Here is a 22,031-nt window from a genome sequence, read left to right on the forward strand (position 1 = left end):
GCCGCCCGCGGATATCCCGCGGGCGGCGTTTTTGGGTGTCGAGGCGACAGGTGGCTCAGCTGACGATGCCTCTCTGAAGGTTCCAGCGCTGCGCGCTCTGGTAGGCGTCGATCATTCCCCAGATCCAGATTGCCGGCGCCGTCAGGAAGCCGACGAGCACGAACATGAGCAGGAAGCTGAAGACATAACCGACGAACATACCGATGCCCTTGCCCGTGTCCCCATTCATCAACTGCCCGAGCCCCGGGATGAAGAACGACCCGAGAAGCGAAAGCGCCGGGTTCTTCGGAGCGACGAACTGTGTGACCCCGCCAGCGTACGGTCCGGTCGGAGCCATGGCGGCAGGCACGACGGCGGCCGACGTAGCCGGTGCGCGGTGCTCGGTCCATTCGGATCCGGACCAGTACCGTTGGCTCCCGTCCCCCTGGGGGTACCAACCCGGTGCTGCACTCATCCCTGTCTCCCCTTGTTGAAGTCAGACTCACCATAGGGCGGCGAATTCGGGCTCGCAGGCGAATCACGAAGGTCGTGAGCAGCGAAGACTCAGGCGGGTGAGAGCCACGTGACGCCAGGAATGTTGCGGGCGATCCAGAACGCCATGATGACCCAGAAGAGGCCATAGAGGATCCACGCCGGCGCGGCCGTCATCCGCTGCTCACCACGCCACTGGCGTCGCGTCCAGCGGGCGAACCCGAGGATCATCACGACGAACGCCACGACGGTGAGCGGGTTGCGTTGGAGCGCCTCGGTCACGTTGCCCTCACTCAGGGCGTGGGTGGCGCGCAAGGTCCCGCAGCCAGGGCAGAACGTGCCGGTGAGTGCGAGCCACGGGCAGGTCGGGTAGTTGCCGGACTCGTTGGGGTCGACAAGGTGCGCGACGAGGACGAAGCCGGTCGCGGCGCCTGCCGAGATCATTGGCCACAGCAGGCGACGCCCCCGCCCGACCGACGGGTCGGTGAGCGGGGGCGTCGTGGACTGCGTCAAGGACGTCGCGATCACGTACCCGTGGAGGAGGAGTCCATGCTCATCACTCCGGCCGCAGCAGCAATGCCGTAGAGGACGAGGACGACGACGCCAGCGACGACACTGATGATCGTGAACTTCTTGGCCTTGGCCGCGGACTCGATGGCACCAGCCTGGTCGCCCGAACTCCACTTGCCGTTGACCTGAGCCGCGAAGACGATGGCTGCGATTCCGACCGGAAGGCAGCAGAAGATCGTAGACAGAATCGCGGGAATCAGGAAGTTGGACGGCGGTGGACCGGCGGGAGCGCCGCCGTAGCCACCACCAGCGGGGGGCGGCGGTGCACCGTAGGCGCCACCGTCGTTGCCGCCACCGCTGGGCGGCGGAGGCGGTGTCGAGCCACCATCACCCGGGGGCGGGGGCGGCGTGTTTCCGTAGTCAGTCATTTTGTGTCCCTCTCACTGTGACGTCATCAGGGTTGAGCCCCCTGGCCGGGTTCCCGACTTGCCCGCAATCGTGGCACACGCCACCTCGTTGCGGAGCGCGGACGCACGGAGAACCGCGAGATCGATGAAAGGTCGCGATGCCCTCTGATCAGCGACGACGCCGACGACGCGAAACCTCATAGAGGGTCACTCCGGTGGCGATACCGGCGTTGAGCGACTCGACGGCCGACGACATCGGCACCGAGACGATCTGGTCGCAGGTCTCGCGCACGAGCCGCGACAGACCCTTGCCCTCGGAACCCACGACGATGACGATCGGCTCGTTGGCCAGTTCCAGGTCGGGCAGCTCGACGTCACCCTCCATGTCGAGGCCGATGACGAAGAATCCGGCCTTGCGGTAGTCCCCGAGGGTCCGGGTGAGGTTGGTGCATTGCGCGATCGGTATGCGCGCGGCGGCACCGGCCGACGTCTTCCACGCCGATGCCGTCATGCCGACAGAACGCCGGGCGGGCACGACGACACCATGGCCACCGAACGCCGCGACGGAACGGACGATCGCGCCCAGGTTGCGCGGGTCCGTGATGCCGTCGAGCGCGACGATGAGCGGGATGCCCGGCGCCTCGGGGTCGATGAGGTCATTGGGGTGGGCGTACTCGTAGGGAGGCACCTGCAGCGCCAATCCCTGGTGGACAGCGCCGTCGGTGATCCGGTCGAGCTCGCCACGCGGCGTCTCAAGGATCGGCAGGCTGCGCTCGGTAGCGATCTTGAGCGCCTCGCGCACGCGGTCGTCGCTGTCGATGCGCCCGGCGACATACATCGTCGTGACCGGGACGTCGTTGCGCAGGGCTTCGAGCACCGAATTGCGCCCGGCCACGATCTCGCTCGACGCCTTGGCCTTGCGGCCTCCGGTCGGGCGACCGCCGGAGCGCCGCTCGCCGGACTTCGCGGCCGCGTGTGCCTTGTGATAGGTCCGGTCCTCCGCGCGCGGAGTCGCTCCCTTGGGCTCGAGTCCCCGACGCCGCTGACCGCCGGAACCGACAGTGGGTGCCTTCTTTCCGCCCTTGCGGACGGCTCCTCGTCGCTGGCTGTTGCCTGCCACGGCTACTCTCCTCGTCCACGGGTCAACGACCAGCGGGCGCCGGTCGGAGTGTCCTCGATCGTGATGCCGGCAGCGATGAGCTGGTCGCGGATCGCGTCGGATGTTGCATAGTCGCGTGCTGAGCGCGCTGCCGTGCGTGCCGACAATCGCTCACTCACGAGCGTGTCGAGAGCGGCGAGTGCGTCACTGGTCGAACTGTCCGCTCCCGACCACGCCGGGTCGAGCGGGTTCACCCCGAGGATGTCGGTCATGGCGACGACGAGCCCGGCCCGCTCGCGCGCCAACTCGTTGTCACCTTCGTCGAGGGCAGTGTTGCCCTGCGTCACGGTGTCGTGGACCGCGGCCAGTGCACCGGACACCCCGAGGTCGTCATCCATGGCCTCGACGAACTCCGCAGGCAGCTTCTCGTCACCGGTCGGCGCCACGGCGCCGTCAGATCCGAGCGCGCGCCGAAGGAACCCTTCGATGCGGTCGACCGCAGCCTCGGCCTCGGCGAGCGAGCCCTCATGGAACTCGATCATCGACCGGTAGTGCGCTGCCGTCAGGTAGTAGCGGACTGCGAGCGGACGCGCCTTCTTGGTGACCTCGTGGATCAGCAGGCTGTTGCCGAGCGACTTGCTCATCTTCTCGCCGCTGATCGTCACCCACGCGTTGTGCATCCACATCGAGGTGAAGGGCAGACCGGCCGCGCGCGACTGCGCCTGCTCGTTCTCGTGATGCGGGAAGCGCAGGTCGACGCCCCCACCATGGATGTCGAAGGCATCGCCGAGGTACTTGCGAGCCATCGCCGAGCACTCGAGGTGCCAGCCGGGTCGCCCTCGCCCCCACGGTGTCGGCCAACTCGCGGTCCCCGGTTCGCCGTCCTTGCTGCCCTTCCAGAGAGCAAAGTCGCGAGGGTCGCGCTTGCCGCGCGGGTCAGCGTCCTCCGCGGCGGCCATGTCGTCGATCTTCTGGTTCGTCACTTCTCCGTATGCCGGCCACGAACGGACGTCGAAGTAGACGTCACCCGAGCCGTCTTCCGCGGCATACGCATGGCCGTTGGCAATGAGCAGCTCGATCAGCTCGACCATCTCGGTGATGTGGCCCATCGCCCGGGGCTCATAGGTCGGCGGCAGGACGCCCAGAAGGCTCAGCGCCGCGGCCGTGGCGACCTCATTGCGATAGGACAGGGCGAACCAGTCCTCACCGGACTCGGCGGACTTGCGCAGGATCTTGTCGTCGAGGTCGGTGACGTTGCGGACCAGCGACACGTCGAGCCCGTGACCGCGCACGAGCCAGCGACGGAGCACGTCAAAGGCGACGGCGAAGCGGACGTGGCCGATGTGCGGAGGGCCCTGCGTGGTGAGTCCACAGATGTAGATCCCGACCCGGCCAGGCTGCAGCGGGACGAAGTCGCGTGGCGCGCGCGACTGGGAGTCGAACAATCTGAGAGTCACCCGCACAAGGGTACCGGCGCCCGGCCCGGCTCCCCGCCACGCGGCATACGCCTCGTCGGTCAGTGACCGCGGGCGATCCACTCGTCGAGATGGGGCGCCTCGGCGCCGATCGTCGTTGCGTCGCCATGGCCCGTGAGCACGACAGTGCCCGACGGCAGGGTGAGGAGTCGGGCCCGGATGGACTCGATGATCTGCTCGAAGCTGCTGAATGACCGTCCCGTCGCACCCGGCCCACCCTGGAAGAGGGTGTCTCCGGTGAAGACGACATGCATGGCAGAGGAGTGGAAGGAGCAGGCACCCGGCGCGTGCCCGGGGGTGTGCAGAACGCGCAGCGCAACGTCACCGATGTGGAACTCCTGACCATCGGTCAGGATGGCGTCGGGTGCGCCATCCTGCGTCAGGGCCCAGACCACACGCCCTTCGGGGTGCAGGTGCACCGGAGCCCCCGTCGCCGCCTTCAGCTCGTCAGCGACATTGACGTGATCGTTGTGGGCGTGGGTGAGCAGGATGGCGCGAACCTTGCGGCCCGCAATGACGGAGAGGATGGCATCGGCGTCGTGAGCGGCGTCGATGACGATGCACTCGCGCTCGTCGCCGATGACCCAGACGTTGTTGTCGACCTCCCATGAGCCACCGTCGAGCTCGAACGTGCCTGAGGTGACGGCGCGGTCGACGCGTACGCCTCCGTGGGACGGGGCGACATCGAGCAGGGTCGGGCTATCCGGGGTGGTCATGAGAGGACCACCACCGAGCGCAGGACTTCTCCGCGTTCCATCTTGTCGAAGGCCGACTCGACGTCGCCGAGGCCGATGCGTTCGGAGACGAAGCCGTTGAGGTCGAAGCGGCCCTGGCGATAGAGGTCGACGAGCATCGGGAAGTCGCGGCTGGGCAGGCAGTCGCCGTACCAGCTGGACTTGAGCGCCCCACCGCGTCCGAAGATCTCGATCATCGGCAGGGTCACCTCCTTGTCGGGCGTGGGCACCCCAACGAGCACGACCGTGCCGGCGAGGTCACGTGCATAGAAGGCCTGTTCATAGGTCTCGGGGCGACCCACAGCCTCGATGACGACGTCAGCGCCGAAGCCGCCGGTGAGCTCGCGGATGCGTTCGACGACGTCCTCGTCCTTGCCATTGACCGTGTGCGTGGCGCCGAACGCCTTGGCACCCTCGAGCTTGCGGTCGTCGATGTCAACGGCGATGACCGTGGTCGCGCCTGCGACAGAGGCCCCGGCGATGGCGGCGTTGCCCACACCTCCGCAGCCGATGACGGCAACCGAGTCTCCGCGGCCCACACCGCCAGTGTTGACCGCAGCTCCGAAGCCGGCCATGACGCCGCAGCCGAGGAGCCCGACGGCAGCTGCGTCGGCGCTAGCATCGACCTTGGTGCACTGGCCGGCGGCGACGAGGGTCTTCTCGATGAACGCGCCAATCCCCAGCGCCGGGCTGAGTTCGGTCCCATCGGCCAACGTCATCTTCTGCTTGGCGTTGTGGGTGTTGAAGCAGTACCAGGGCTTGCCCTTCTGACAGGCGCGGCACTGACCGCATACGGCCCGCCAGTTGAGGATGACGAAGTCACCCGGGGCCACCTCGGTGACGCCCTCGCCGACGGCCTCGACAACCCCCGCGGCTTCGTGGCCGAGCAGGAACGGGAACTCGTCGTTGATCCCGCCCTCGCGATAGTGCAGGTCGGTGTGGCACACACCGCACGACTGCACCTGGACTACGGCCTCACCCGGCCCGGGATCGGGCACGACGATTTCGACGATTTCCACGTCAGCGCCCTTGGTCCTGGCAATGGCACCCTTGACGGTTTGCGGCATGTTCCCCTCCGTTGTCTCCCCTGACTGTATGCCGTCATCCGCGATGCGCAACCGCTGGACCTGCGGAAACGCCGATTTGGCATCCTTGGCGACGACGCCGGGGCGGGAAAGGGGTCGGTCAGGCGGTAGGCACCACGAGGGCTGTCGCGATGGCGGCGACGCCCTCACCTCGCCCGGTGAGGCCGAGGCCGTCAGTCGTCGTGGCGCTCACGGACACCGGGGCGCCGCACGCGCCGGAGAGGGCCTTCTCTGCCTCGGCCCGTCGGGTGCCGACCTTGGGACGGTTGCCGATGACCTGCACTGCGACGTTGCCGATCTCGAAGCCGGCCTCTCGCACCAGGCGCGCGGCCTCGGCAAGGAGGGTGGCGCCAGAGGCTCCAGCGAACTCGGGGCGACCGGTGCCGAAGTGTTGACCGAGGTCACCGATACCCGCGGCCGAGAACAGGGCGTCACAGGCTGCGTGCGCCACGACGTCGGCGTCCGAGTGACCGTCGAGACCTCGCTCACCGGGCCAGAGCAGACCGGCGACCCACAGCTCACGTCCGGAAGCTGCGGCTGCCAGCGAGTGGACGTCGACGCCAACTCCCGTGCGCGGCAGCGCTGCTCGCATCACGACCCGTCCTGCCAGTCGATCGGTCCGCGGTGCAACAGGTGCGGTGCGGCCTGGGCCACCGGCTTGACGACGAGAGTGTCGATGTTGACGTGCTGGGGCAGGCCGACCGCGAAGGCGACGCACGCCGCGACGTCGTCGGCGACAAGAGGTCGGTCGACGTCCTCATAGACCTTGTCGGCCGCCGACTGGTCGCCGTGGAGCCGGGTCAGCGAGAACTCCTCGGTGTGCACCATGCCGGGCCTGATCTCGATGACCCGGACATGTGACCCGTTGAGTTCGAGCCGCAGGGTCTCGGAGACGACCGACTCGCCGTGCTTCGCTGCGGTGTATCCCCCACCCCCGGCATAGACGCGCTCCCCCGCGATCGAGCTGACGTTGACGATCGTCGCGCGGGCCGAACGCCGCAGGTGGGGCAACGCAGCCTGGGTCATGCGGACCGTGCCGATGACGTTGGAGGCATACATCGCCTCCCACTCGGCGAGGTCGCCGTCCTCGACCGAGCTCAGTCCGATCGCCCCGCCGGCGTTGTTGACGAGGACGTCGAGCCGCTCGAGGGAGCCGATGGCCCTGGCTACGCCCTCGGCGTCAGTGACGTCGAGCTGCAGCGCCGTGACGGAGTCACCCAGCTCTGCGACGACCGAATCAAGACGGTCACGTCGACGGCCGGCCACGATCACGGCATACCCGTCCTTGACGAGGCGGCGGGTGATGGCGGCACCGATACCGGTGCCACCTCCGGTGACGAGGGCGACGGGTGTCTGGCTCACGAGCCGAGGATACGGCGGACGCGCTCGAGGTCGGCCGCAGTGGTCACCTTGAAGGCGAGGTCATCGCCCTCGACCACCGTCACCGTCGAGCCGAGCCGTTCGACGAGGGCGGCGTCGTCAGTGGCCTCGACGCCAGACGCGTGGGCCTGCGCGAGAACGGTGCGACGGAAGGCCTGCGGTGTCTGGACAGCGCGCAGGCTCGAACGATCCGGTGTCGCGACGACGCGACCCTGCGCGTCGACCTGCTTGATCGTGTCGGTGACCGCCAGGCCCGGCACGACCGCGTCGTGACCAGCGCGGACCACAGCGACGAGCCGGTCGAAGAGCGAGCCGGGAGCCAGACACCTGGCGGCGTCGTGGACGAGCACGACGTCCACGTCTTCGCGCAGCGCTGCCAGCCCCACGGAGACCGAGTGGGTCCGCTCCGCTCCTCCCGCGATCACGGTGATGTCGGCCGCGCGCGGGAGTGCAGACACGAGCGCGCCCGCCTCCCTGAGGTGGGAAGCGGGCGCGACGATGACGATCTGTGAGATGTCGGCAGCCTCGAACGCGCGTGTGACGGCGTGTTCGATCAGCGTGATGCCCGCAACGCGGACAAAGGCCTTGGGCTGCGTTGCCCCGAGTCTCGTGCCCAGTCCAGCGGCGACGAGGATGACACCGACGTTCATGACACCGCGTAGGTGTCGACCGCGTTGATGTCAGAAGCCGTTCAGGACGCGAGGACCTCGTCGAGGATGGTCTCTGCCTTCTCCTCGTCGGTCTTCTCGGCCAGCGCGAGCTCGGACACGAGGATCTGACGCGCCTTGGAGAGCATGCGCTTCTCGCCGGCGGACAGACCGCGGTCCTTGTCTCGGCGCCAGAGGTCACGCACGACCTCCGCGACCTTGATGACGTCACCGGAGGCGAGCTTCTCGAGGTTGGCCTTGAAGCGGCGCGACCAGTTGGTCGGCTCCTCGGCAAACGGGGCCCTCAGCACTTCGAAGACCTTCTCGAGGCCGGCCTTGTCGACGACGTCACGCACGCCGACCAGGTCACAGTTCTCGGCAGGGACCTCAATGACGAGGTCTCCTTGGGCCACCTTGAGCTTCAGGTAGAGCTTCTCCACGCCCTTGATGGTGCGGTTGTTGATCTCTTCGATGCGCGCAGCCCCGTGGTGGGGATACACGACCGTTTCGCCGACCTTGAAAATCATATGCAACTTGCCCCTTTCGCGAGGGCAAGTTTAACACGCCGAGAGGCCTGGGACGGAATCGAACCAGACGGCATACCCGCAGGTCAGGACGGTGAAAACCGTTGTCGGGCACCGAAACTGGGTATTGACACATTGCCTTTCTCATGCTCCGTCCACGACCGGGCCAGCTCGAGGTGCAACTGATCCCCACTACTGCGCACATGTGTTCGCGCGACGCTCGCTACGCTGTCCCCCGTGACGACCGCACCTGTGACGACCTCCCGCCATCGCCTGCGCGCAGCCCTTGCGGCCGCAGCCCTCGGCACCACCCTGCTCGGTGGCTGCGCCGTGTTCTCGCCCGTGCAGACCGACTACAACTACCAGGCGGCCGACGGCGTCAACGCCACCTTCGGTGACCTTGACGTGCGCGGGGTGCTCGTCATCTCCAACGCCAAGGACGCCCCGGGCAGTGTCCTGGGCCAGCTCGTCAACACGAGCAACGAGGAGATCGAGGTGGCCTTCGCCAGCGAAGGCGGCGCGAGCGAACCGGTCACCGTTCCCCGCTACTCCTCGCTCACCCTCGGCGAGGGCGAGGCAGTGACGCTGCCCAAGGTGGCTGTCGAGCCCGGCGACGTCATCCAGCTCCAGGTCACGACCGCGGCCACCGGTCAGAACATCGTCACTGTGCCCGTCCTGCCTGCGATGGCCTACTACTCGGATGACGCTCCGCCAGGTTCACCCGCCCTGCCGAGCGACTCGCCCAGCGCCGAACCGAGCGGCGAACCGAGCGCCAGCCACTGAGCCCGACTTATTGCGCAATCCGTCGGGGTGCTCAGGCCTCGAACTTGTAGCCGAGTCCGCGCACGGTGACGATGTGCTTGGGCGCAGCCGGGTCGGGCTCGACCTTGGCCCGCAGTCGCTTCACGTGGACGTCGAGGGTCTTGGTGTCACCGACGTAGTCACTGCCCCACACCCGATCGATGAGCTGCATGCGGGTGAGGACACGGCCGGTGTTGCGCAGCAGCATCTCGAGCAGCTCGAACTCCTTGAGCGGGAGCTGGGTCGCCGAGCCGCCGACGGTGACGACGTGCCGCTCGACATCCATCCGGACCGGACCCGCCTCGAGCGTGGTCGGCAGGAGCTCCTCGGGCTCGCTGAGCCGGCGCAGTACCGCCTTGATGCGGGCGAGGAGCTCGCGGGACGAGTAGGGCTTGGTGACGTAGTCGTCGGCGCCGAGCTCGAGGCCCACGACCTTGTCGATCTCGCTGTCCTTGGCTGTCAGCATGATCACCGGGACGTTGGAGCGCTGCCGGAGCGCGCGGCATACGTCCACGCCTGAAAGGCCGGGAAGCATGAGGTCTAGGAGCACGAGATCCGCACCGCCACTGTCGAACTCCGTGAGAGCGTCGTTGCCGTTCTCGGCAACACTCACTTCGTAGCCCTCCTTGCGCAGGAGGTAGGACAGGGGATCGGAGAAGGACACTTCGTCCTCGACGACGAGAATGCGGGTCATCCTGGCTGTTCTCCTTGTGCTGTGCCGACCGTGTGACGGTCGGAGTCTGCCGCAGCCCGGTCGGACGCGGCAGGAAGTCTCATGGTGAAGGTGGAGCCGTGGCCCTCTTCGCTCCACACGGACACGTCACCGCCGTGGGTCGCGCAGACGTGCTTGACGATGGCGAGCCCGAGGCCCGTGCCGCCGGTGGCTCGCGAGCGCGCGGCGTCGACGCGATAGAAGCGTTCGAAGATGCGGCTCTGCTCGGTCGCCGGGATCCCCTGCCCCTGGTCCGACACCGTGATCTCGACGGTGTCGCCCACCCTGCGGGCGGCAACCGCCACCCTCGTGCCGGTCTCGGAGTAGTTCACGGCGTTGGACACGAGGTTGCCGACCGCCGTCGCGAGCAGTTCGGTGTCACCGAAGACGGTGGCGCGCTCGTCGACAACTGCCTCGAGCGTGATCTGACGGGCCTCGGCAGCGACGCGCACCCGGTCGACCGCCTCGGCGACGACCTGCGGGATCTGGACGAGCTCGGGCTCGTGGAGCGTGTCGGCGACCTGGAGACGCGAGAGGTCGACGATCTCCTTGACGAGCCGGGTGAGGCGGGTGGACTCGACCTGAATGCGCGCGGCGAACCGCGAGACGGCCTCGGGGTCGTCACGAGCGTCAAGGACTGCCTCGGCCAGCAAGGCGATGCCACCGACCGGCGTCTTGAGCTCGTGCGACACGTTGGCGACGAAGTCGCGGCGCACCTCCTCGACCCGGCGGGCGTGGGTGTGGTCCTCGGCGAGAATGAGGATGTGCGGGGCCCCAAGAGGCGCGACACGTGCCTTCATCAGCGTGTTGGTCGTGGACCCGAACCCGCGCGAGAGCTCGAGCTCGACCTCGCGAATCTCACCGTCGCGCCGGACCTGACGGGCCAGTTGGCGCAGCTCGGTGTGCACGAGCTCACCGTGACGCACCAGCCCATAGCTCACGGCGGAGGCCGAGTTGTTGACCACGGCATCGGACGAGTCCAGGACGACGGCGATCGAGCGGAGCACGGAGAGCACGTCGCTCACCCCCGAGGGCAGGGATGGCGGGGCACTGGGCGGGATCGTGGTCAGTTTGCGTTCGCTCAGCCGACTGGCGGCGACGGCCACGGCACCGATGATGAGTCCCAGGCCGCCACCCACGATTCCCGCGAGCGTCGCATCCACCAGATCAGCCTAGACGGACGGAGAATGAACTCTGACCCACTTGTGGGTGAGCAGTGGTCGGCAGGAGGCAGATGTTCACCTGCCTGCTGGCGGGAATTCATCACCTCGTGCCACGCTGCCGACGTCGATCGACGTCCACGTCTGCGAGCCCGCCGGGCCGGAGGACGGGATCGCCCATTGTCGAGAGGAACACATGCGCAAGGTATTCCACGAGGAGCTGGACCGGGTCACCGAAGGGCTGGTCGAGATGACGCGGCTCGCGAGCTCGGCCATGTCGCGGGCGACCACGGCTCTCCTCGACGCCGACGTCCAGCTTGCCGAGTCCGTCATCGGCGCCGACGTCGAGATCGACGCGTTGCGTGAGGAGCTCGACCTCCTCTCCTTCGACCTCCTCGCCCTGCAGCAGCCGGTCGCCACCGACCTGCGCATGGTCGTCACGTCGATGCGCATGAGCGCCGACATCGAGCGCATGGGCGACCTCGCCCGCCACGTGGCCAAGGTCGCTCGGCTGCGCTACCCCAACTCCGCCGTCCCCCCCGAGCTGCGCTCGATCATCCTCGAGATGGGCCAGGTCGCCGAGCGCATCGTCACCAAGGCTGGCTCGGTCATCGCGGCCCGCGACGTCGAGGCCGCCAAGCAGATCGAGCGCGACGACGACGCGATGGACGACCTCCACCGCCGTCTCTTCGAGGCCCTCGCCTCCGACTCCTGGACGCACCCCGCCGAGACGACAGTCGACATCACGCTCGTCGGCCGCTACTACGAGCGCTTCGCCGACCACGCGGTCTCGGTTGCCCGTCGAGTCGTCTTCCTCGTCACCGGCGAACACGGCACCGACAGCGAGAGCAGCCACGAGGACGACGAGGACCACGAGGCCCACCCGGAGACCACGACTGCCTGATGCGTTCCTCCCGCACAGCGGGAGTCCACAGAGCCCGTATGCCGGCCACCCGGCATACGGGCTCTGTCGCCTTCCAGGGCTCTGGCCCTACCGGCGGACTATCAGCTCCCACAGACCGGGGGCGCGCTGAGCACGAGTCTTCGCTGACTTCGCGCCGGCTGATAGTCCTCCTGCCGACGCGAAGGGTGGAGAGTCTCGGTCGGCACTCAACCTTTCGCGCCCAGGTCGCGTTCTCTTGGGGTGACAGGGGTGCGATCGACGTGAGGATGGGGACGTGGACCGAGACGATGAGGCGGCGTTCGCCGAGTTCGTGACGCGGGAGTGGTCGGCGTGGCCGTTGCGCCCCTGCAGGGCGCACCCACTGCCTTGACAAGGGTCCGCACGTCTGACGACAGCTTCGGTTTCGGACCCAACCCATTGACCCAGCCCAATGTCGGCGCATCCGACGGCGGGGCCTCGATCTGCGCCGACCTGTGTCCGGATTTCGTCGAACGCGCCACCCTCGCCATTCGACAAGGTGTTGCTCGCCAGTTCGGACATCCCACCGAGGATATTGCGACGTCGGTGATCTATTCAGGCCCTGTCGATGCTGAGGTGGCAAGGGCAAGCGAGATCACGGATGCCGCCGCTGGCGAACTGCGACTCTTTGTGGCCCATTCGCGTCTCCCGAACGGGGCGATGGTGCGCGACGCGATCTTGGTCCACTCGGGGGGCGACGGCAATGGTGGGGTGGTCGAACTCGAAAACGCGACACCGATCTCGGCGGCGAACTCACAGGGCCGCCCCTACGTGCTCTTCGGCAACGCGCAAGGCGAGGACTCTGGCCTTATCGCGGAAGTGATTGCACCCGGAGCAGTCACAGCGCAGCTGAAGGCTGAGGACCCTGCTTCGTTCCCCGGCAGCGCGAAGAGCCCACTCGTCGACGGTCGAGCCCGCCTCAACGTCGGCAAGGTGTTGCCGCTGAGCGGAGCACGCGTCGTGACGTTCGACGCGGCCGGTCGGGAGTTGGGGAATTGGCTGGCCGTTCCTCCGGCAGCAGAGCGGGCCGTGTTTGAGGCAGGGGAGACTGAAGGCGCGCCCTGACGGTCACAAGTCGAGGTGCGCCGGCGGCATACGCCGTGCTTGTGTCTGCGCTTTCGGTGGCTAGATCAACCGGATCCGCAGACGCAAGGAGGAGCGCTGGGTGAGGGTCAGCGGCCCTGGTTGGCGACTGCGGCTGCGGCGGCTTCGGCGGCGGCGGGGTCGAGGTACTCCCCCGGCTTGGTCGGCATGAAGTCGTCACCGAGTTCGTAGACGAGGGGCTGGCCGGTCGGGATGTTGAGTCCGGCGATGGCCTCGTCGCTGATGCCGTCGAGGTGCTTCACCAGGCCGCGCAGGCTGTTGCCGTGAGCGACGACGAGCACGGTCTCACCGGCGGCGAGGTCGTCGCGGATCGAGCCCTCCCAGTAGGGCATGAAGCGTTCGATGACGTCCTTGAGGCACTCCGTGCGCGGCACGTCGATGCCGGCATAGCGCGGGTCGCTCGTCTGGTCGAATTCCGAGCCGATCTCGATCTGCGGCGGCGGGGTGTCGAACGAACGACGCCACAGCATGAACTGCTCGTCGCCGTACTTGTCGCGGGTGGCCGCCTTGTCGAGCCCCTGGAGCGCGCCGTAGTGACGCTCGTTGAGGCGCCAGTCGCGACGCACCGGGATCCAGGACCGGTCGGCGGCGTCGAGGGTGAGGTTGGCCGTGGTGATCGCACGCCGCAACACCGAGGTGTGGACGACGGCCGGCAGGACCCCGCGCTCCTTGAGCAGGCGACCACCGTTGACGGCCTCCTCACGCCCCTGATCGTTGAGGTCGACATCGACCCACCCGGTGAAGAGGTTCTTTGCATTCCACTCGGAGTGACCGTGACGCAGCAGGATCAGGGTGTGTGCCATGGGAGTCAGCCTAGCGACGGGAGGTGTGCGCGGGAGGTGCGCACCCGGCATACGGAATCGGTCGTTCAGGACTTGTCGAGAAGGTGACGGAACGCCTCGAGGTTGCGCAGCGACTCACCGCGCGAGACCCGCCAGTCCCACTCCTTCTGCATCGACGTGAGGAAGCCGATGATGAGGAGCTCGTTGAAGGGTGAGTCCGCTGCTTCGAGCACGACACCAAAGAGCTGGTCGAGCTGGTCGGCATCGACGCCCGCCGCCGGGATGCGGCCGGTGACATAGACGTCGCCACTGCCATCGATCGAGTAGGCGAGGCCGGGCAGCCGCAGGTTGCGCCGCAGGAGGCTGCGATAGAACGCCTCGTGGTTCTCGTCGGGGTTGCGGATGACGAACGCCGACACCGAGAGGTCCGCGCCCGCGACGAGGGACACGACGGTCTTGAGCTTCTTCTCGCCGGGCAGGGTGACGACGAACTCGCCGTCGCGCGCTCCCGCCTCCCACTCGATCTCGGTCTCGTCGAGGAAGGTCTTGATGGTCGCGTTCAGGTCGCTCAAGGGATCACCGCTGTGGGTATGCCGGTCAGTGCGTCTGAGTCGTTGATCGAGGCTCTGCGTGGGGTTGCGAGTGCGGCTTCGTAGACGGCGGCCAACCGCTCAGCGGTCACCTCCCACGCGAAATCGCGGGCCCGCTCTGCGGCGCGCGCGGACAGGTCGGCTTGGTGCTCCGGGTTGTCGATGACCGACTCGATGGCGTCGACCCATTTGTGGACGTCGTGGCCGTCGACGAGGATCCCGGCGTCACCGACGGCGGTCGGGAGCCCTCCGACATTGGTGGCGACGACGACGGCCCCGCAGGCCTGTGCCTCGACGGCGACGAGGCCGAACGACTCGTTGTGCGACGGCACGGCGACGACATCGGCGGCACGCATCCAGGTGGCGAGGGTGTCGCGGTCGGTGGGTTCGACGAAGCGCACGAGGTCGGCGATGCCTTCGTCTGCGGCGAGCTGGTCCAAGGCCATCGGCGTGCGCACCGCCCCACCACTGGGACCGCCGAGGATGCCGACGACGAGCCGTCCACGCAGGTGGGGGTCACGGCGGGTGAGCATCGCGGCGGCGCGGATGAGGACGTCGGGGGCCTTGAGGGGCTGGATGCGTCCGACGAAGAGCAAAAGGACGGCGTCGTCCGGGACACCGATGCTGTGGCGAGCCTCGGAGCGGTCCCCGGGGTGGAACACGTCGAGGTCGACACCCGGCGGGACGTCGTCGACCCGTTCGGGGTCCGCGCCATAGAGCTCGATCAGCTCCCGCGCCTCGTCGTGGGTGTTGGCCACCAGCCGGTCGGCAGCCTCGACGACCTGCGCCTCACCGATCTCGCGGCCACGAGGCTCCTCGGCATCGCCCTCGGCGCGGTGGAGGTTCTTGACCCGGGCCATCGTGTGCATCGTGTGGACGAGGGGGATGTCCCAGCGGTCGGCGGCGAGCCAGCCCACCTGCCCGGAGAGCCAGTAGTGCGAGTGGACGAGGTCGTAGTGACCCTCGGGTGCATGTGCCGCCACCCGCATCATCCCGGCTGCGAAGGCGCAGAGCTGGCCGGGAAGGTCCTCCTTGTTGAGGCCCTCGTAGGGTCCTGCGGCGATGTGGCGGACCAGGACACCGGGCTCGACCTCGACGACGGGCGCATCCGACGCGGTGGTCCGTCGCGTGAAGATGTCGACGTCGATTCCGCTGCGCGCCAACCGTTTTGCCGTCTCGATGACATAGACGTTCATGCCACCTGCATCCCCTGTCCCCGGCTGCGCAAGTGGCGACGTGTGCACCGACACCATCGCGACCCGGCGGCGGGGCCGTGGCTCCTCAGTCGTCATCCGGCCAGTCTGGCACGCACGACTCAACCCGCTCGCGGCACACCGCTGAGCAGGAGGGTCGCCCGGTCGGACCACACGTGAACATCGAGCCGACCGTCCGGACGCAGATCGAGCCCGCGTGTCTGGACGACCGGACCGATGCCGACGATGGTCCTGCGCGCCGACGTGAAGGCCTGCTGCTGGCCTGTCTTCGGGGCCACCCACCAACCACGGGTGCGCAGGGTGCGTTGCGGCAGCGCAGGCGCAAGCCCAGCGGTGGCGGGCATGGCATCCAGGTGGACGACCACTGCGTCCGCACCCTGGATGTGCGCCATGACGTGCACTCCGGTCGTCGTGAGCAGGAAGACGAGCCGCAAAGGCATCGTGCGTTGCTGGCCGTCGACGTCGTCATAGACCTCGCCGCTGTATGCCGCCCGGCCCGGTTCGATCCGAACCTCGTCAATGCGCACGTGGTCGAGCGTTGCCTCGACGTTTTCGAACGGGTGGTCATCTCTTTGTCCGAGGTCACCCAACACAGCACTGACCGGGGATCCGCTGGTGATGGTGTCAACGAGAGGTCCCGACCCTGCCGAGACCTTGAAACCGGACTGGTAGGCCCCGACCGAGTAGCCACGACCTAGGGTGGCGATCCCCCGGGCGCTCTCATCCACAGTGAGGAGGCCTGGCTCCACGGGCACGAGGCCGATGTCCGTGCGGAGCACACCCGGCAGCCAGGTCGAGATGCCCAGAGCAAGCGCAGCGGCCACGGAGACGACCAGCGCCACCATGCTCCGGCTCACGTCGCGGCGTCGGCCGCGCACTCCCCATTTGCGCACCACCGCAGCCTATGTGGCGTGGCTGTGGACAGCCCCTCCTGCTCGTACGCTGGGCCTGTGGCGAGGACGAGACCGGTCGGGGTGATCACCCGCGGAACGACGAACCCCAACCGCCTCCGACGGTGTGATCGCTGGCTCGCCGGTCCCGCTTCGTGGCGGTTGCGTGGCGCCGTTGGCACACCACCGATCGTCGTGGACCTCGGCTATGGCGCTTCTCCTGTCACGGCTGTGGAGTTGCATGACCGGCTCTGTCGCGTGCGCTCCGACGTCGAGGTGGTGGGGATCGAGATCGACCCGGAGCGGGTGGCCGCCGGGCAGCTGCTGGCCACACCGGGGCTGAGTTTTCGCCGGGGCGGGTTCGAGGTGCCACTCGACGGTCGCGACGCGACGGTGGTGCGCGCCTTCAACGTGCTCCGTCAGTACGCCGAGGACGAAGTGGCCGGGGCCTGGGCCGCAGTGTGCAGCCGGCTGGTGCCCGACGGACTCTTGGTCGATGGCACGTGTGACGAGCTCGGACGACTCGCGACGTGGGTCGCGGTCGAGCCCTCGGGACCGGTGAGCCTCTCCCTGTCCTGGCACCTCCGTGGCCTCGAGCAACCCTCGATCATCGCCGAGCGACTTCCCAAGGCACTCATCCACCGGAACGTCGCGGGTGAGGCAGTCCATGACTATCTGACCGACCTCGATCGGCACTGGGCGCGCAGTGCGAGCCACGCGGCATACGGTGTGCGACAACGATTCCTGGCCACAGCGCAGGCCATGCGCGACAGCGGTTGGCCACTGCTCGACGGTCCGTCGCGCTGGCGCCTCGGTGAACTCACCGTCGCCTGGGACGCCGTGGCTCCAGGCTCAACGTCGGCGGGTCACCACGGGCCGTAAGGCCCCTGATGCGAGTTGTTGCCGCGCCCCTGGACGGATTCGACTGCCGGGCGGACGTCGGCGAGATAGACCCCCGCTGCCACGATGCCGATGATCGCCAGGAAGCCCAGACCGCCCCCGAGCGAGATGAAGCCGAGGAGCATGGCCACCCCGGTCACGGCCAGCCAGAAGTTCTTGGTGCGCTTGCTCGCCGCGACAAACGCGTCGGGACGGGTCTTGAGGGCATGCACGAAGGCAAACACCTCGATCGCGAGGGCCGCGATGGAGAGCACGAGAGTGACGTAGAACTGCGCTTCGCCGAGTCCGAACATGGATCCAGCCTAAGGGGCGCCAACGTCGTGAGCGGCCAGCTCACGCGCATCAGGACACGTGAAGGGCGAGGCGACGTTCGAGACCGTCCAGGAGAGCGGTGAGGCAGAGCTCGAAGGTGTCCTCCCAGGTCGCTGCGAAGGCGTCCATGGGCAGGCGGGCCAGCACGGGGTAGGCGCCGGTCGACATGGCCCGCTCCAGCACCGGCGACTGCGCGGTCCAGAACTCCTCGTCGCTGACACCGGTGCGTTGCTCAGCCCGGGTCGACTGGACCTCCTGACGAGCAAGCCCGGTGACGAGGGCGTCGATGGACATGATCACCATCATCTTCTGCTGACCGCTCAGGGCCAGACCCTCGAGGCCACTGAGGAAGAGTTCGAGCCCCGCGAGCGCCTGAGGTCCAAGCAATGGCCGCGACTGGTCGACCTGGAGGAGCCAGGCGTGCGAGACATAGTTCCGGTAGGACCCGTGCGCGCACTCCTCGAGGTGCTTGCGCCAGTCGAGCCCGCGGCGTGGCGACGGCTCGGTCGGCAGGGTGTTGACGTGGTCGATCATCAGGTCGAGCAGCTCGCTCTTGCCCGGCACGTGGCGATACAGCGACATCGTCCCGACCCCGAGCTCGCTGGCCAAGCGCCGCATCGAGACGGCTTCGAGCCCTTCGGCATCCGCAATCTCCACGGCGCTCGTCACGATCGCGTCGAGCGTGATCGTGGGCTTGCGGCCACGGGTGGCCTGTTCACCCATCCCCCACAGCAACGCGAGGCTGACGTCGATGTCACCGCCACCGCTTGCCGCAGGGACCGCTTCTGCCGAACGCCGTCGCGATGTCGCGCGCGGCGTCTGGCCTGGCGTGGTCTCACCGTTTCTCGAGCTCATGTTCGCAGGCTAACGCGTCAGGGGTTGCAATGGGTACGCCGTACGCAGTAGTCTTTGCGTACGGCGTACCCATATAACTGGAGGTGGGCAGGTGCAGACCGAACAACCCGCGATCGAAGCCGAAGGCGTGAGCAAGGCCTTTGGCGCCAAGATCGCCCTCGACGACTTCTCCCTCACGGTGCCTCGCGGCACGGTGCAGGGACTCCTCGGACCGAACGGGGCCGGCAAGACCACTCTCGTCCGGATCCTCACGACCCTGTCCCGGATGGACGGGGGTCGAGCACGCGTGGGTGGCCACGACGTGACCCACGAGCGCGCGAGAGTGCGCGAGAGCATCGGCCTGACAGGACAGCGCACCGCGCTCGACGAGATCCTCACGGCCCGACAGAACCTGCAGACGTTCGGACGGCTCTTCCACCTGACCAAGAAGGAAGCGACCCTGCGCGCCGACCAGCTCCTCGAGCAGTTCGGCCTCACCGACGCGGCGAACCAGCAGGCCAAGACCTTCAGCGGTGGAATGCAACGCCGCCTCGACCTCGCCTCGAGCATGATCCTGGCGCCGCAAGTGCTCTTTCTCGACGAGCCCACCACCGGCCTGGACCCTCGCGGTCGTCGTGAGGTCTGGGACACGGTCCTCAATTTGGCTGCGGGTGGCACGACCGTGTTGCTCACGACCCACTACCTCGACGAGGCCGACCGTCTCTCCGACCGCATCGCCGTCATCGACCAGGGGCGACGGATCGTCGAGGACACGCCTGCGGGACTCAAGCGGATGATCGGCGGCGACCGTCTCGATGTCGTCCTGCATGACCCCCGGGACGTCGCCCGCGCGGCTCAGCTGGTGGCCTCAGCCACCGGAGACGCGGACCCCCAGATCGACCACGACGGTGCCCGCGTGAGCGTCGCCGTCACGGACCGCGTCTCGGCGGTCGGTCACGTGATCCGTGCGGCCGAGGAGGCCGGCATCACGGTGGCCGACATCGCGCTTCGCCAACCCACCCTTGACGACGTCTTCCTTCACCTCACCGGGCGCTCGGTCGACGCCGACGCAGGTGCCGGCGCGGGTCCACACGCAGGTGCCGACGCGGGCGCCAAGAGTCGACCGTCAAGTGGGGCCTTGCCCACTCCCACGTCCGATCCCCACTCCGTCCAGACCCAGGAAGGCGCCCTGCGATGACCTCCGCGACCCTGACCCCACCCGCGTCACCCCCAGCGCCCACCGCACCCACGGCACCACAACGACGGTGGACGTGGGCGATCACCGACTGCCTCACCATCGTGCGGACCGAGCTGTCCCATCTCGCGAAGCAACCCTCCGAGATCGCGTGGCAGCTCGGCTTCCCCATCGTCTCGGTGCTGCTCTTCGTCTATGTCTTCGGCAGCGCCATGGAGGTCGGTGGCGGCGTGGACTACAAGACCTTCGCCATGCCGGGGATGCTGGCGATGACGATGGCGTTCGGCTTCATGAACACCGCCTACATCGTCGCCATCCAGAAGGAACGCGGCGTCATGGATCGCTTCCGCTCCATGCCGATGGCTCCGTCGGCTGTCGTCACGGGTCGTGGAGTCTCCGACGTGCTCCGCGCCGCTCTGGACCTTCTCGTCCTCGCCGTGATCGCGCTTGTCATCGGGTGGCGATCGGCCGGCACGCTGCTCGAGACCCTCGCGGCATTCGGGCTGCTGCTCCTCCTCCGCTTCTCCCTCATCTGGGTCGGCATCGTCCTCGGCCTGCTGGTCAAGAACGAGGAGTCCGCCGGCAACCTGTTTGCGGTCGCCTTCCCGTTCGGGATGGTCTCGAGTGTCTTCACCCCGCCCCACCTCATGCCCGACTGGCTCGGCACCATCGCCATGTGGAACCCGGTGTCGTCGACCGCGACCGCGATCCGCGACCTCTTCGGCAGCCCTTCGGTGGTGGGCGACACCTGGGTCGAGACGCACAGCCTGCTCATGGCAGTCGTGTGGCCGCTGGTGATCACGGCGGTCTTCCTGCCGCTCGCGATTCGCCGCTACCAGGGCCTCAGCCGCTAGGGCCCAGTCGAGTCCACCACGATCGTCACAGGCCCGTCAGCGATGCTCTCGATCTCCATGTGCGCGCCGAAGCGACCCGTCGCCACCTCGAGACCGCGGACGCGCAGCGCCGAAACCACCTGTGCCACAACAGGTTCGGCGACGTCGCCCGGAGCTGCAGCATTCCAGGACGGTCGGCGACCCTTGCGTGTGTCGGCGAGCAGGGTGAACTGACTGACGACCAGCACCGGCGCGCCGGCATCGGTCACGGACTGCTCACCCTCGAGCAGCCGCAGGTCCGCAATCTTGCGGGCGATCAGCTCGACCTCGGCCGGGCCGTCGTCGTGACCGACCCCGACGAGGACGAACAGGCCCGGCTCGGTGATCTCGCCGACCGTCTCCCCGTCAACGACCACAGCGGCCCGTCGGACCCGCTGGATGACTGCTCGCACTCAGATCCCCACTGCGACAACGGATCCCACGGGTTCGCCGTGCCCCAGAATCGGTGCATCCTCGAGCGCCTCAAGTGCGTCGGTCTTGACTCCGAGGCGTCTCAGGACCGCAGCCAGGATGACGGTCCGGGCCCGCTGCCCACCATCAGCCACCTTGATCGCGATGCCGCGACCGTCAGCCAGCCCCACGGCATACACGGCCTCTGCACCGTCCTTGGCGATCGCGCCCGGGGTGCCCTGGACGAACGTCGTGACGTCGCGACGGCTGCCGCCGAGGTACTCGGGGTGACTGCGGATCGCGTCAGCCACGCGTGCCTCATCGGTGCCCGGCGCGGCACACGCGATCCGACCGAACGCGCGGGCCAGGCCTGCGAGCGAGACCGCCATGACCGGCGCTCCGCAGCCATCGATCGCGGTCGCAGCAATGGGCTCCCCCGCGAGTTCCGCGAGCGTCGCCTCGCAGGCCCGCTGCAACGGGTGGTCGACATCGAGGTAGGCCGTGTGGTCCCAGCCGGCCGCGACGCACGTCGCGAGCATGCCTGAGTGCTTGCCCGAACAGTTCTGGGCGAGCGACTCCATGCCATGGCCCGAGCGGATCCACTCCAGCTTGGCCTGCTCATCGATCGGGAAGTCAGGGGTGTTCTGCAGGTCAGCGACGGTGAGACCAGCGCCGGCGAGGATCTCGCGCACGGCGTCGAGGTGGAAGGCCTCACCGGAGTGGCTCGCGCTGACGAGGGCGAGGTGGTGTGGCGCGATGTCGAGGCCGCTTCGCACCATCGCGAGGGCCTGGATCGGCTTGTTGGAGGACCGCGGGAAGACCGGGTCCGTGGCGTTGCCGAGCTCCAACTCGACCGAGCCGTCGGCCGCAGTGACAGCGACACTGGCTCGGTGGACGGATTCGACAAAGCCGCCCCGGATCGCTTGCGCGAGAACCGGGGCGGCGTCGAGAACGGCAGGGGTGCGGGAGGTCTGGGGGGTGCTCACGCATCCCAGACTAG

At 67.9% G+C, this 22,031-nt stretch carries 27 protein-coding genes; 6 read left to right on the forward strand and 21 right to left on the reverse strand.

The window, feature by feature from the left end; genetic code table 11:
- Nucleotides 1-55: 55 nt before the first annotated feature.
- The 11 genes from V6K52_RS16815 to V6K52_RS16865 all read right to left on the reverse strand — a co-directional run bounded on the left by V6K52_RS16815 (nt 56) and on the right by V6K52_RS16865 (nt 8,335).
- Nucleotides 56-454 (reverse strand): DUF2510 domain-containing protein, encoded by a 399-nt coding sequence (locus V6K52_RS16815; RefSeq protein WP_353951267.1) that lies wholly within the window; start codon nt 452-454, stop codon nt 56-58.
- Nucleotides 455-543: 89 nt separating this feature from the next.
- Nucleotides 544-999: a DUF2752 domain-containing protein gene (locus V6K52_RS16820; RefSeq protein ID WP_353951268.1), complete on the reverse strand. Its 456-nt coding sequence runs from the start codon at nt 997-999 to the stop codon at nt 544-546.
- Nucleotides 996-1,409, reverse strand: coding sequence for a CD225/dispanin family protein (locus tag V6K52_RS16825; RefSeq protein WP_353951269.1), 414 nt, complete (start codon nt 1,407-1,409; stop codon nt 996-998). Before V6K52_RS16825 ends, V6K52_RS16820 begins: the two co-directional genes overlap by 4 nt.
- Nucleotides 1,410-1,557: 148 nt before the next feature.
- Nucleotides 1,558-2,508 (reverse strand): 23S rRNA (guanosine(2251)-2'-O)-methyltransferase RlmB, encoded by a 951-nt coding sequence (gene rlmB, locus V6K52_RS16830; RefSeq protein WP_353951270.1) that lies wholly within the window; start codon nt 2,506-2,508, stop codon nt 1,558-1,560.
- Nucleotides 2,509-2,510: 2 nt separating this feature from the next.
- Complete coding sequence (gene cysS / locus V6K52_RS16835; RefSeq protein ID WP_353951271.1) at nt 2,511-3,944, reverse strand: cysteine--tRNA ligase; 1,434 nt, start codon at nt 3,942-3,944, stop codon at nt 2,511-2,513.
- 59 nt (nt 3,945-4,003) lie between these two features.
- A complete protein-coding gene (locus tag V6K52_RS16840; RefSeq protein WP_353951272.1) occupies nt 4,004-4,678 on the reverse strand; it encodes an MBL fold metallo-hydrolase in 675 nt (224 codons plus the stop codon).
- Entirely contained in the window at nt 4,675-5,763 is a 1,089-nt protein-coding gene (locus tag V6K52_RS16845) for an S-(hydroxymethyl)mycothiol dehydrogenase (RefSeq protein ID WP_353951273.1), read from the reverse strand. The genes V6K52_RS16840 and V6K52_RS16845 overlap by 4 nt, the downstream gene beginning before the upstream one ends.
- A gap of 118 nt (nt 5,764-5,881) precedes the next feature.
- A complete protein-coding gene (gene ispF / locus V6K52_RS16850) occupies nt 5,882-6,373 on the reverse strand; it encodes a 2-C-methyl-D-erythritol 2,4-cyclodiphosphate synthase (protein ID WP_353953795.1) in 492 nt (163 codons plus the stop codon).
- A complete protein-coding gene (locus V6K52_RS16855; RefSeq protein WP_353951274.1) occupies nt 6,373-7,143 on the reverse strand; it encodes an SDR family NAD(P)-dependent oxidoreductase in 771 nt (256 codons plus the stop codon). Before V6K52_RS16855 ends, ispF begins: the two co-directional genes overlap by 1 nt.
- Nucleotides 7,140-7,811, reverse strand: coding sequence for a 2-C-methyl-D-erythritol 4-phosphate cytidylyltransferase (ispD, locus tag V6K52_RS16860; protein ID WP_353951275.1), 672 nt, complete (start codon nt 7,809-7,811; stop codon nt 7,140-7,142). The genes V6K52_RS16855 and ispD overlap by 4 nt, the downstream gene beginning before the upstream one ends.
- 41 nt (nt 7,812-7,852) lie before the next feature.
- Nucleotides 7,853-8,335 carry a CarD family transcriptional regulator gene (locus V6K52_RS16865; protein ID WP_353951276.1) on the reverse strand — a complete coding sequence of 161 codons (483 nt, stop codon included), beginning with the start codon at nt 8,333-8,335 and terminating at the stop codon, nt 7,853-7,855.
- A gap of 234 nt (nt 8,336-8,569) precedes the next feature.
- On the opposite strand from V6K52_RS16865, the gene V6K52_RS16870 reads away from it, so the two are divergent.
- On the forward strand, nt 8,570-9,115 hold the full coding sequence (locus tag V6K52_RS16870) for a hypothetical protein (RefSeq protein ID WP_353951277.1): 546 nt from the start codon (nt 8,570-8,572) through the stop codon (nt 9,113-9,115).
- Between the two features lie 31 nt (nt 9,116-9,146).
- Here V6K52_RS16870 and V6K52_RS16875 read toward each other — a convergent pair whose 3' ends face one another.
- Both V6K52_RS16875 and V6K52_RS16880 read right to left on the reverse strand, forming a co-directional pair.
- Nucleotides 9,147-9,827 (reverse strand): response regulator transcription factor, encoded by a 681-nt coding sequence (locus V6K52_RS16875; RefSeq protein WP_353951278.1) that lies wholly within the window; start codon nt 9,825-9,827, stop codon nt 9,147-9,149.
- A complete protein-coding gene (locus tag V6K52_RS16880; RefSeq protein ID WP_353951279.1) occupies nt 9,824-11,008 on the reverse strand; it encodes an ATP-binding protein in 1,185 nt (394 codons plus the stop codon). Before V6K52_RS16880 ends, V6K52_RS16875 begins: the two co-directional genes overlap by 4 nt.
- 193 nt (nt 11,009-11,201) lie before the next feature.
- Between V6K52_RS16880 and phoU the strand changes: the two genes are divergently transcribed.
- On the forward strand, nt 11,202-11,909 hold the full coding sequence (phoU, locus tag V6K52_RS16885) for a phosphate signaling complex protein PhoU (protein WP_353951280.1): 708 nt from the start codon (nt 11,202-11,204) through the stop codon (nt 11,907-11,909).
- Nucleotides 11,910-12,239: 330 nt separating this feature from the next.
- Nucleotides 12,240-12,992, forward strand: a complete 753-nt coding sequence (locus V6K52_RS16890) for a hypothetical protein (protein ID WP_353951281.1) — start codon at nt 12,240-12,242, stop codon at nt 12,990-12,992.
- A 107-nt stretch (nt 12,993-13,099) separates the two neighbouring features.
- Here the strand turns inward: V6K52_RS16890 and V6K52_RS16895 are convergent, their stop codons facing one another.
- The 4 genes from V6K52_RS16895 to V6K52_RS16910 form a co-directional block, all read right to left on the reverse strand.
- Nucleotides 13,100-13,834 (reverse strand): phosphoglyceromutase, encoded by a 735-nt coding sequence (locus tag V6K52_RS16895; RefSeq protein WP_353951282.1) that lies wholly within the window; start codon nt 13,832-13,834, stop codon nt 13,100-13,102.
- Between the two features lie 65 nt (nt 13,835-13,899).
- Nucleotides 13,900-14,385 (reverse strand): YbjN domain-containing protein, encoded by a 486-nt coding sequence (locus V6K52_RS16900; RefSeq protein WP_353951283.1) that lies wholly within the window; start codon nt 14,383-14,385, stop codon nt 13,900-13,902.
- On the reverse strand, nt 14,382-15,695 hold the full coding sequence (mshA, locus tag V6K52_RS16905; RefSeq protein ID WP_353951284.1) for a D-inositol-3-phosphate glycosyltransferase: 1,314 nt from the start codon (nt 15,693-15,695) through the stop codon (nt 14,382-14,384). Before mshA ends, V6K52_RS16900 begins: the two co-directional genes overlap by 4 nt.
- Nucleotides 15,696-15,718: 23 nt before the next feature.
- On the reverse strand, nt 15,719-16,510 hold the full coding sequence (locus V6K52_RS16910; protein ID WP_353951285.1) for a hypothetical protein: 792 nt from the start codon (nt 16,508-16,510) through the stop codon (nt 15,719-15,721).
- 57 nt (nt 16,511-16,567) lie between these two features.
- Here V6K52_RS16910 and V6K52_RS16915 point away from each other — a divergent pair, with 57 nt between their 5' ends.
- On the forward strand, nt 16,568-17,389 hold the full coding sequence (locus V6K52_RS16915; protein WP_353951286.1) for a class I SAM-dependent methyltransferase: 822 nt from the start codon (nt 16,568-16,570) through the stop codon (nt 17,387-17,389).
- Here V6K52_RS16915 and V6K52_RS16920 read toward each other — a convergent pair.
- Together V6K52_RS16920 and V6K52_RS16925 are read right to left on the reverse strand one after the other, a co-directional pair.
- Nucleotides 17,374-17,700 (reverse strand): DUF2516 family protein, encoded by a 327-nt coding sequence (locus V6K52_RS16920; RefSeq protein ID WP_353951287.1) that lies wholly within the window; start codon nt 17,698-17,700, stop codon nt 17,374-17,376. The genes V6K52_RS16915 and V6K52_RS16920 overlap by 16 nt on opposite strands.
- Before the next feature lie 49 nt (nt 17,701-17,749).
- Nucleotides 17,750-18,574 (reverse strand): TetR/AcrR family transcriptional regulator, encoded by an 825-nt coding sequence (locus tag V6K52_RS16925; RefSeq protein ID WP_353951288.1) that lies wholly within the window; start codon nt 18,572-18,574, stop codon nt 17,750-17,752.
- 91 nt (nt 18,575-18,665) lie between these two features.
- Here V6K52_RS16925 and V6K52_RS16930 point away from each other — a divergent pair, with 91 nt between their 5' ends.
- Both V6K52_RS16930 and V6K52_RS16935 read left to right on the forward strand, forming a co-directional pair.
- A complete protein-coding gene (locus V6K52_RS16930; RefSeq protein ID WP_353951289.1) occupies nt 18,666-19,751 on the forward strand; it encodes an ATP-binding cassette domain-containing protein in 1,086 nt (361 codons plus the stop codon).
- A complete protein-coding gene (locus tag V6K52_RS16935; protein ID WP_353951290.1) occupies nt 19,748-20,602 on the forward strand; it encodes an ABC transporter permease in 855 nt (284 codons plus the stop codon). The genes V6K52_RS16930 and V6K52_RS16935 overlap by 4 nt, the downstream gene beginning before the upstream one ends.
- Here V6K52_RS16935 and dtd read toward each other — a convergent pair.
- Together dtd and V6K52_RS16945 are read right to left on the reverse strand one after the other, a co-directional pair.
- Nucleotides 20,599-21,033, reverse strand: a complete 435-nt coding sequence (gene dtd / locus V6K52_RS16940; protein WP_353951291.1) for a D-aminoacyl-tRNA deacylase — start codon at nt 21,031-21,033, stop codon at nt 20,599-20,601. The two genes, V6K52_RS16935 and dtd, sit on opposite strands and share 4 nt — an antisense overlap.
- Complete coding sequence (locus V6K52_RS16945) at nt 21,034-22,017, reverse strand: asparaginase (protein WP_353951292.1); 984 nt, start codon at nt 22,015-22,017, stop codon at nt 21,034-21,036. It lies immediately after the preceding gene.
- Nucleotides 22,018-22,031 lie beyond the last annotated feature (14 nt).

Origin of the sequence: Knoellia sp. S7-12, assembly GCF_040518285.1 — a bacterium.
GTDB lineage: Bacteria > Actinomycetota > Actinomycetes > Actinomycetales > Dermatophilaceae > Knoellia.

Coding starts and splice junctions, on each gene's coding strand:
- V6K52_RS16815 (WP_353951267.1), bottom strand. CDS start 454: ATGAGTGCAGCACCGGGTTGGTACCCCCAGGGGGACGGGAGCCAACGG.
- V6K52_RS16825 (WP_353951269.1), bottom strand. CDS start 1,409: ATGACTGACTACGGAAACACGCCGCCCCCGCCCCCGGGTGATGGTGGC.
- V6K52_RS16840 (WP_353951272.1), bottom strand. CDS start 4,678: ATGACCACCCCGGATAGCCCGACCCTGCTCGATGTCGCCCCGTCCCAC.
- V6K52_RS16845 (WP_353951273.1), bottom strand. CDS start 5,763: ATGCCGCAAACCGTCAAGGGTGCCATTGCCAGGACCAAGGGCGCTGAC.
- ispF (WP_353953795.1), bottom strand. CDS start 6,373: ATGCGAGCAGCGCTGCCGCGCACGGGAGTTGGCGTCGACGTCCACTCG.
- ispD (WP_353951275.1), bottom strand. CDS start 7,811: ATGAACGTCGGTGTCATCCTCGTCGCCGCTGGACTGGGCACGAGACTC.
- V6K52_RS16865 (WP_353951276.1), bottom strand. CDS start 8,335: ATGATTTTCAAGGTCGGCGAAACGGTCGTGTATCCCCACCACGGGGCT.
- V6K52_RS16875 (WP_353951278.1), bottom strand. CDS start 9,827: ATGACCCGCATTCTCGTCGTCGAGGACGAAGTGTCCTTCTCCGATCCC.
- phoU (WP_353951280.1), top strand. CDS start 11,202: ATGCGCAAGGTATTCCACGAGGAGCTGGACCGGGTCACCGAAGGGCTG.
- V6K52_RS16895 (WP_353951282.1), bottom strand. CDS start 13,834: ATGGCACACACCCTGATCCTGCTGCGTCACGGTCACTCCGAGTGGAAT.
- mshA (WP_353951284.1), bottom strand. CDS start 15,695: ATGACGACTGAGGAGCCACGGCCCCGCCGCCGGGTCGCGATGGTGTCG.
- V6K52_RS16920 (WP_353951287.1), bottom strand. CDS start 17,700: ATGTTCGGACTCGGCGAAGCGCAGTTCTACGTCACTCTCGTGCTCTCC.
- V6K52_RS16925 (WP_353951288.1), bottom strand. CDS start 18,574: ATGAGCTCGAGAAACGGTGAGACCACGCCAGGCCAGACGCCGCGCGCG.
- V6K52_RS16935 (WP_353951290.1), top strand. CDS start 19,748: ATGACCTCCGCGACCCTGACCCCACCCGCGTCACCCCCAGCGCCCACC.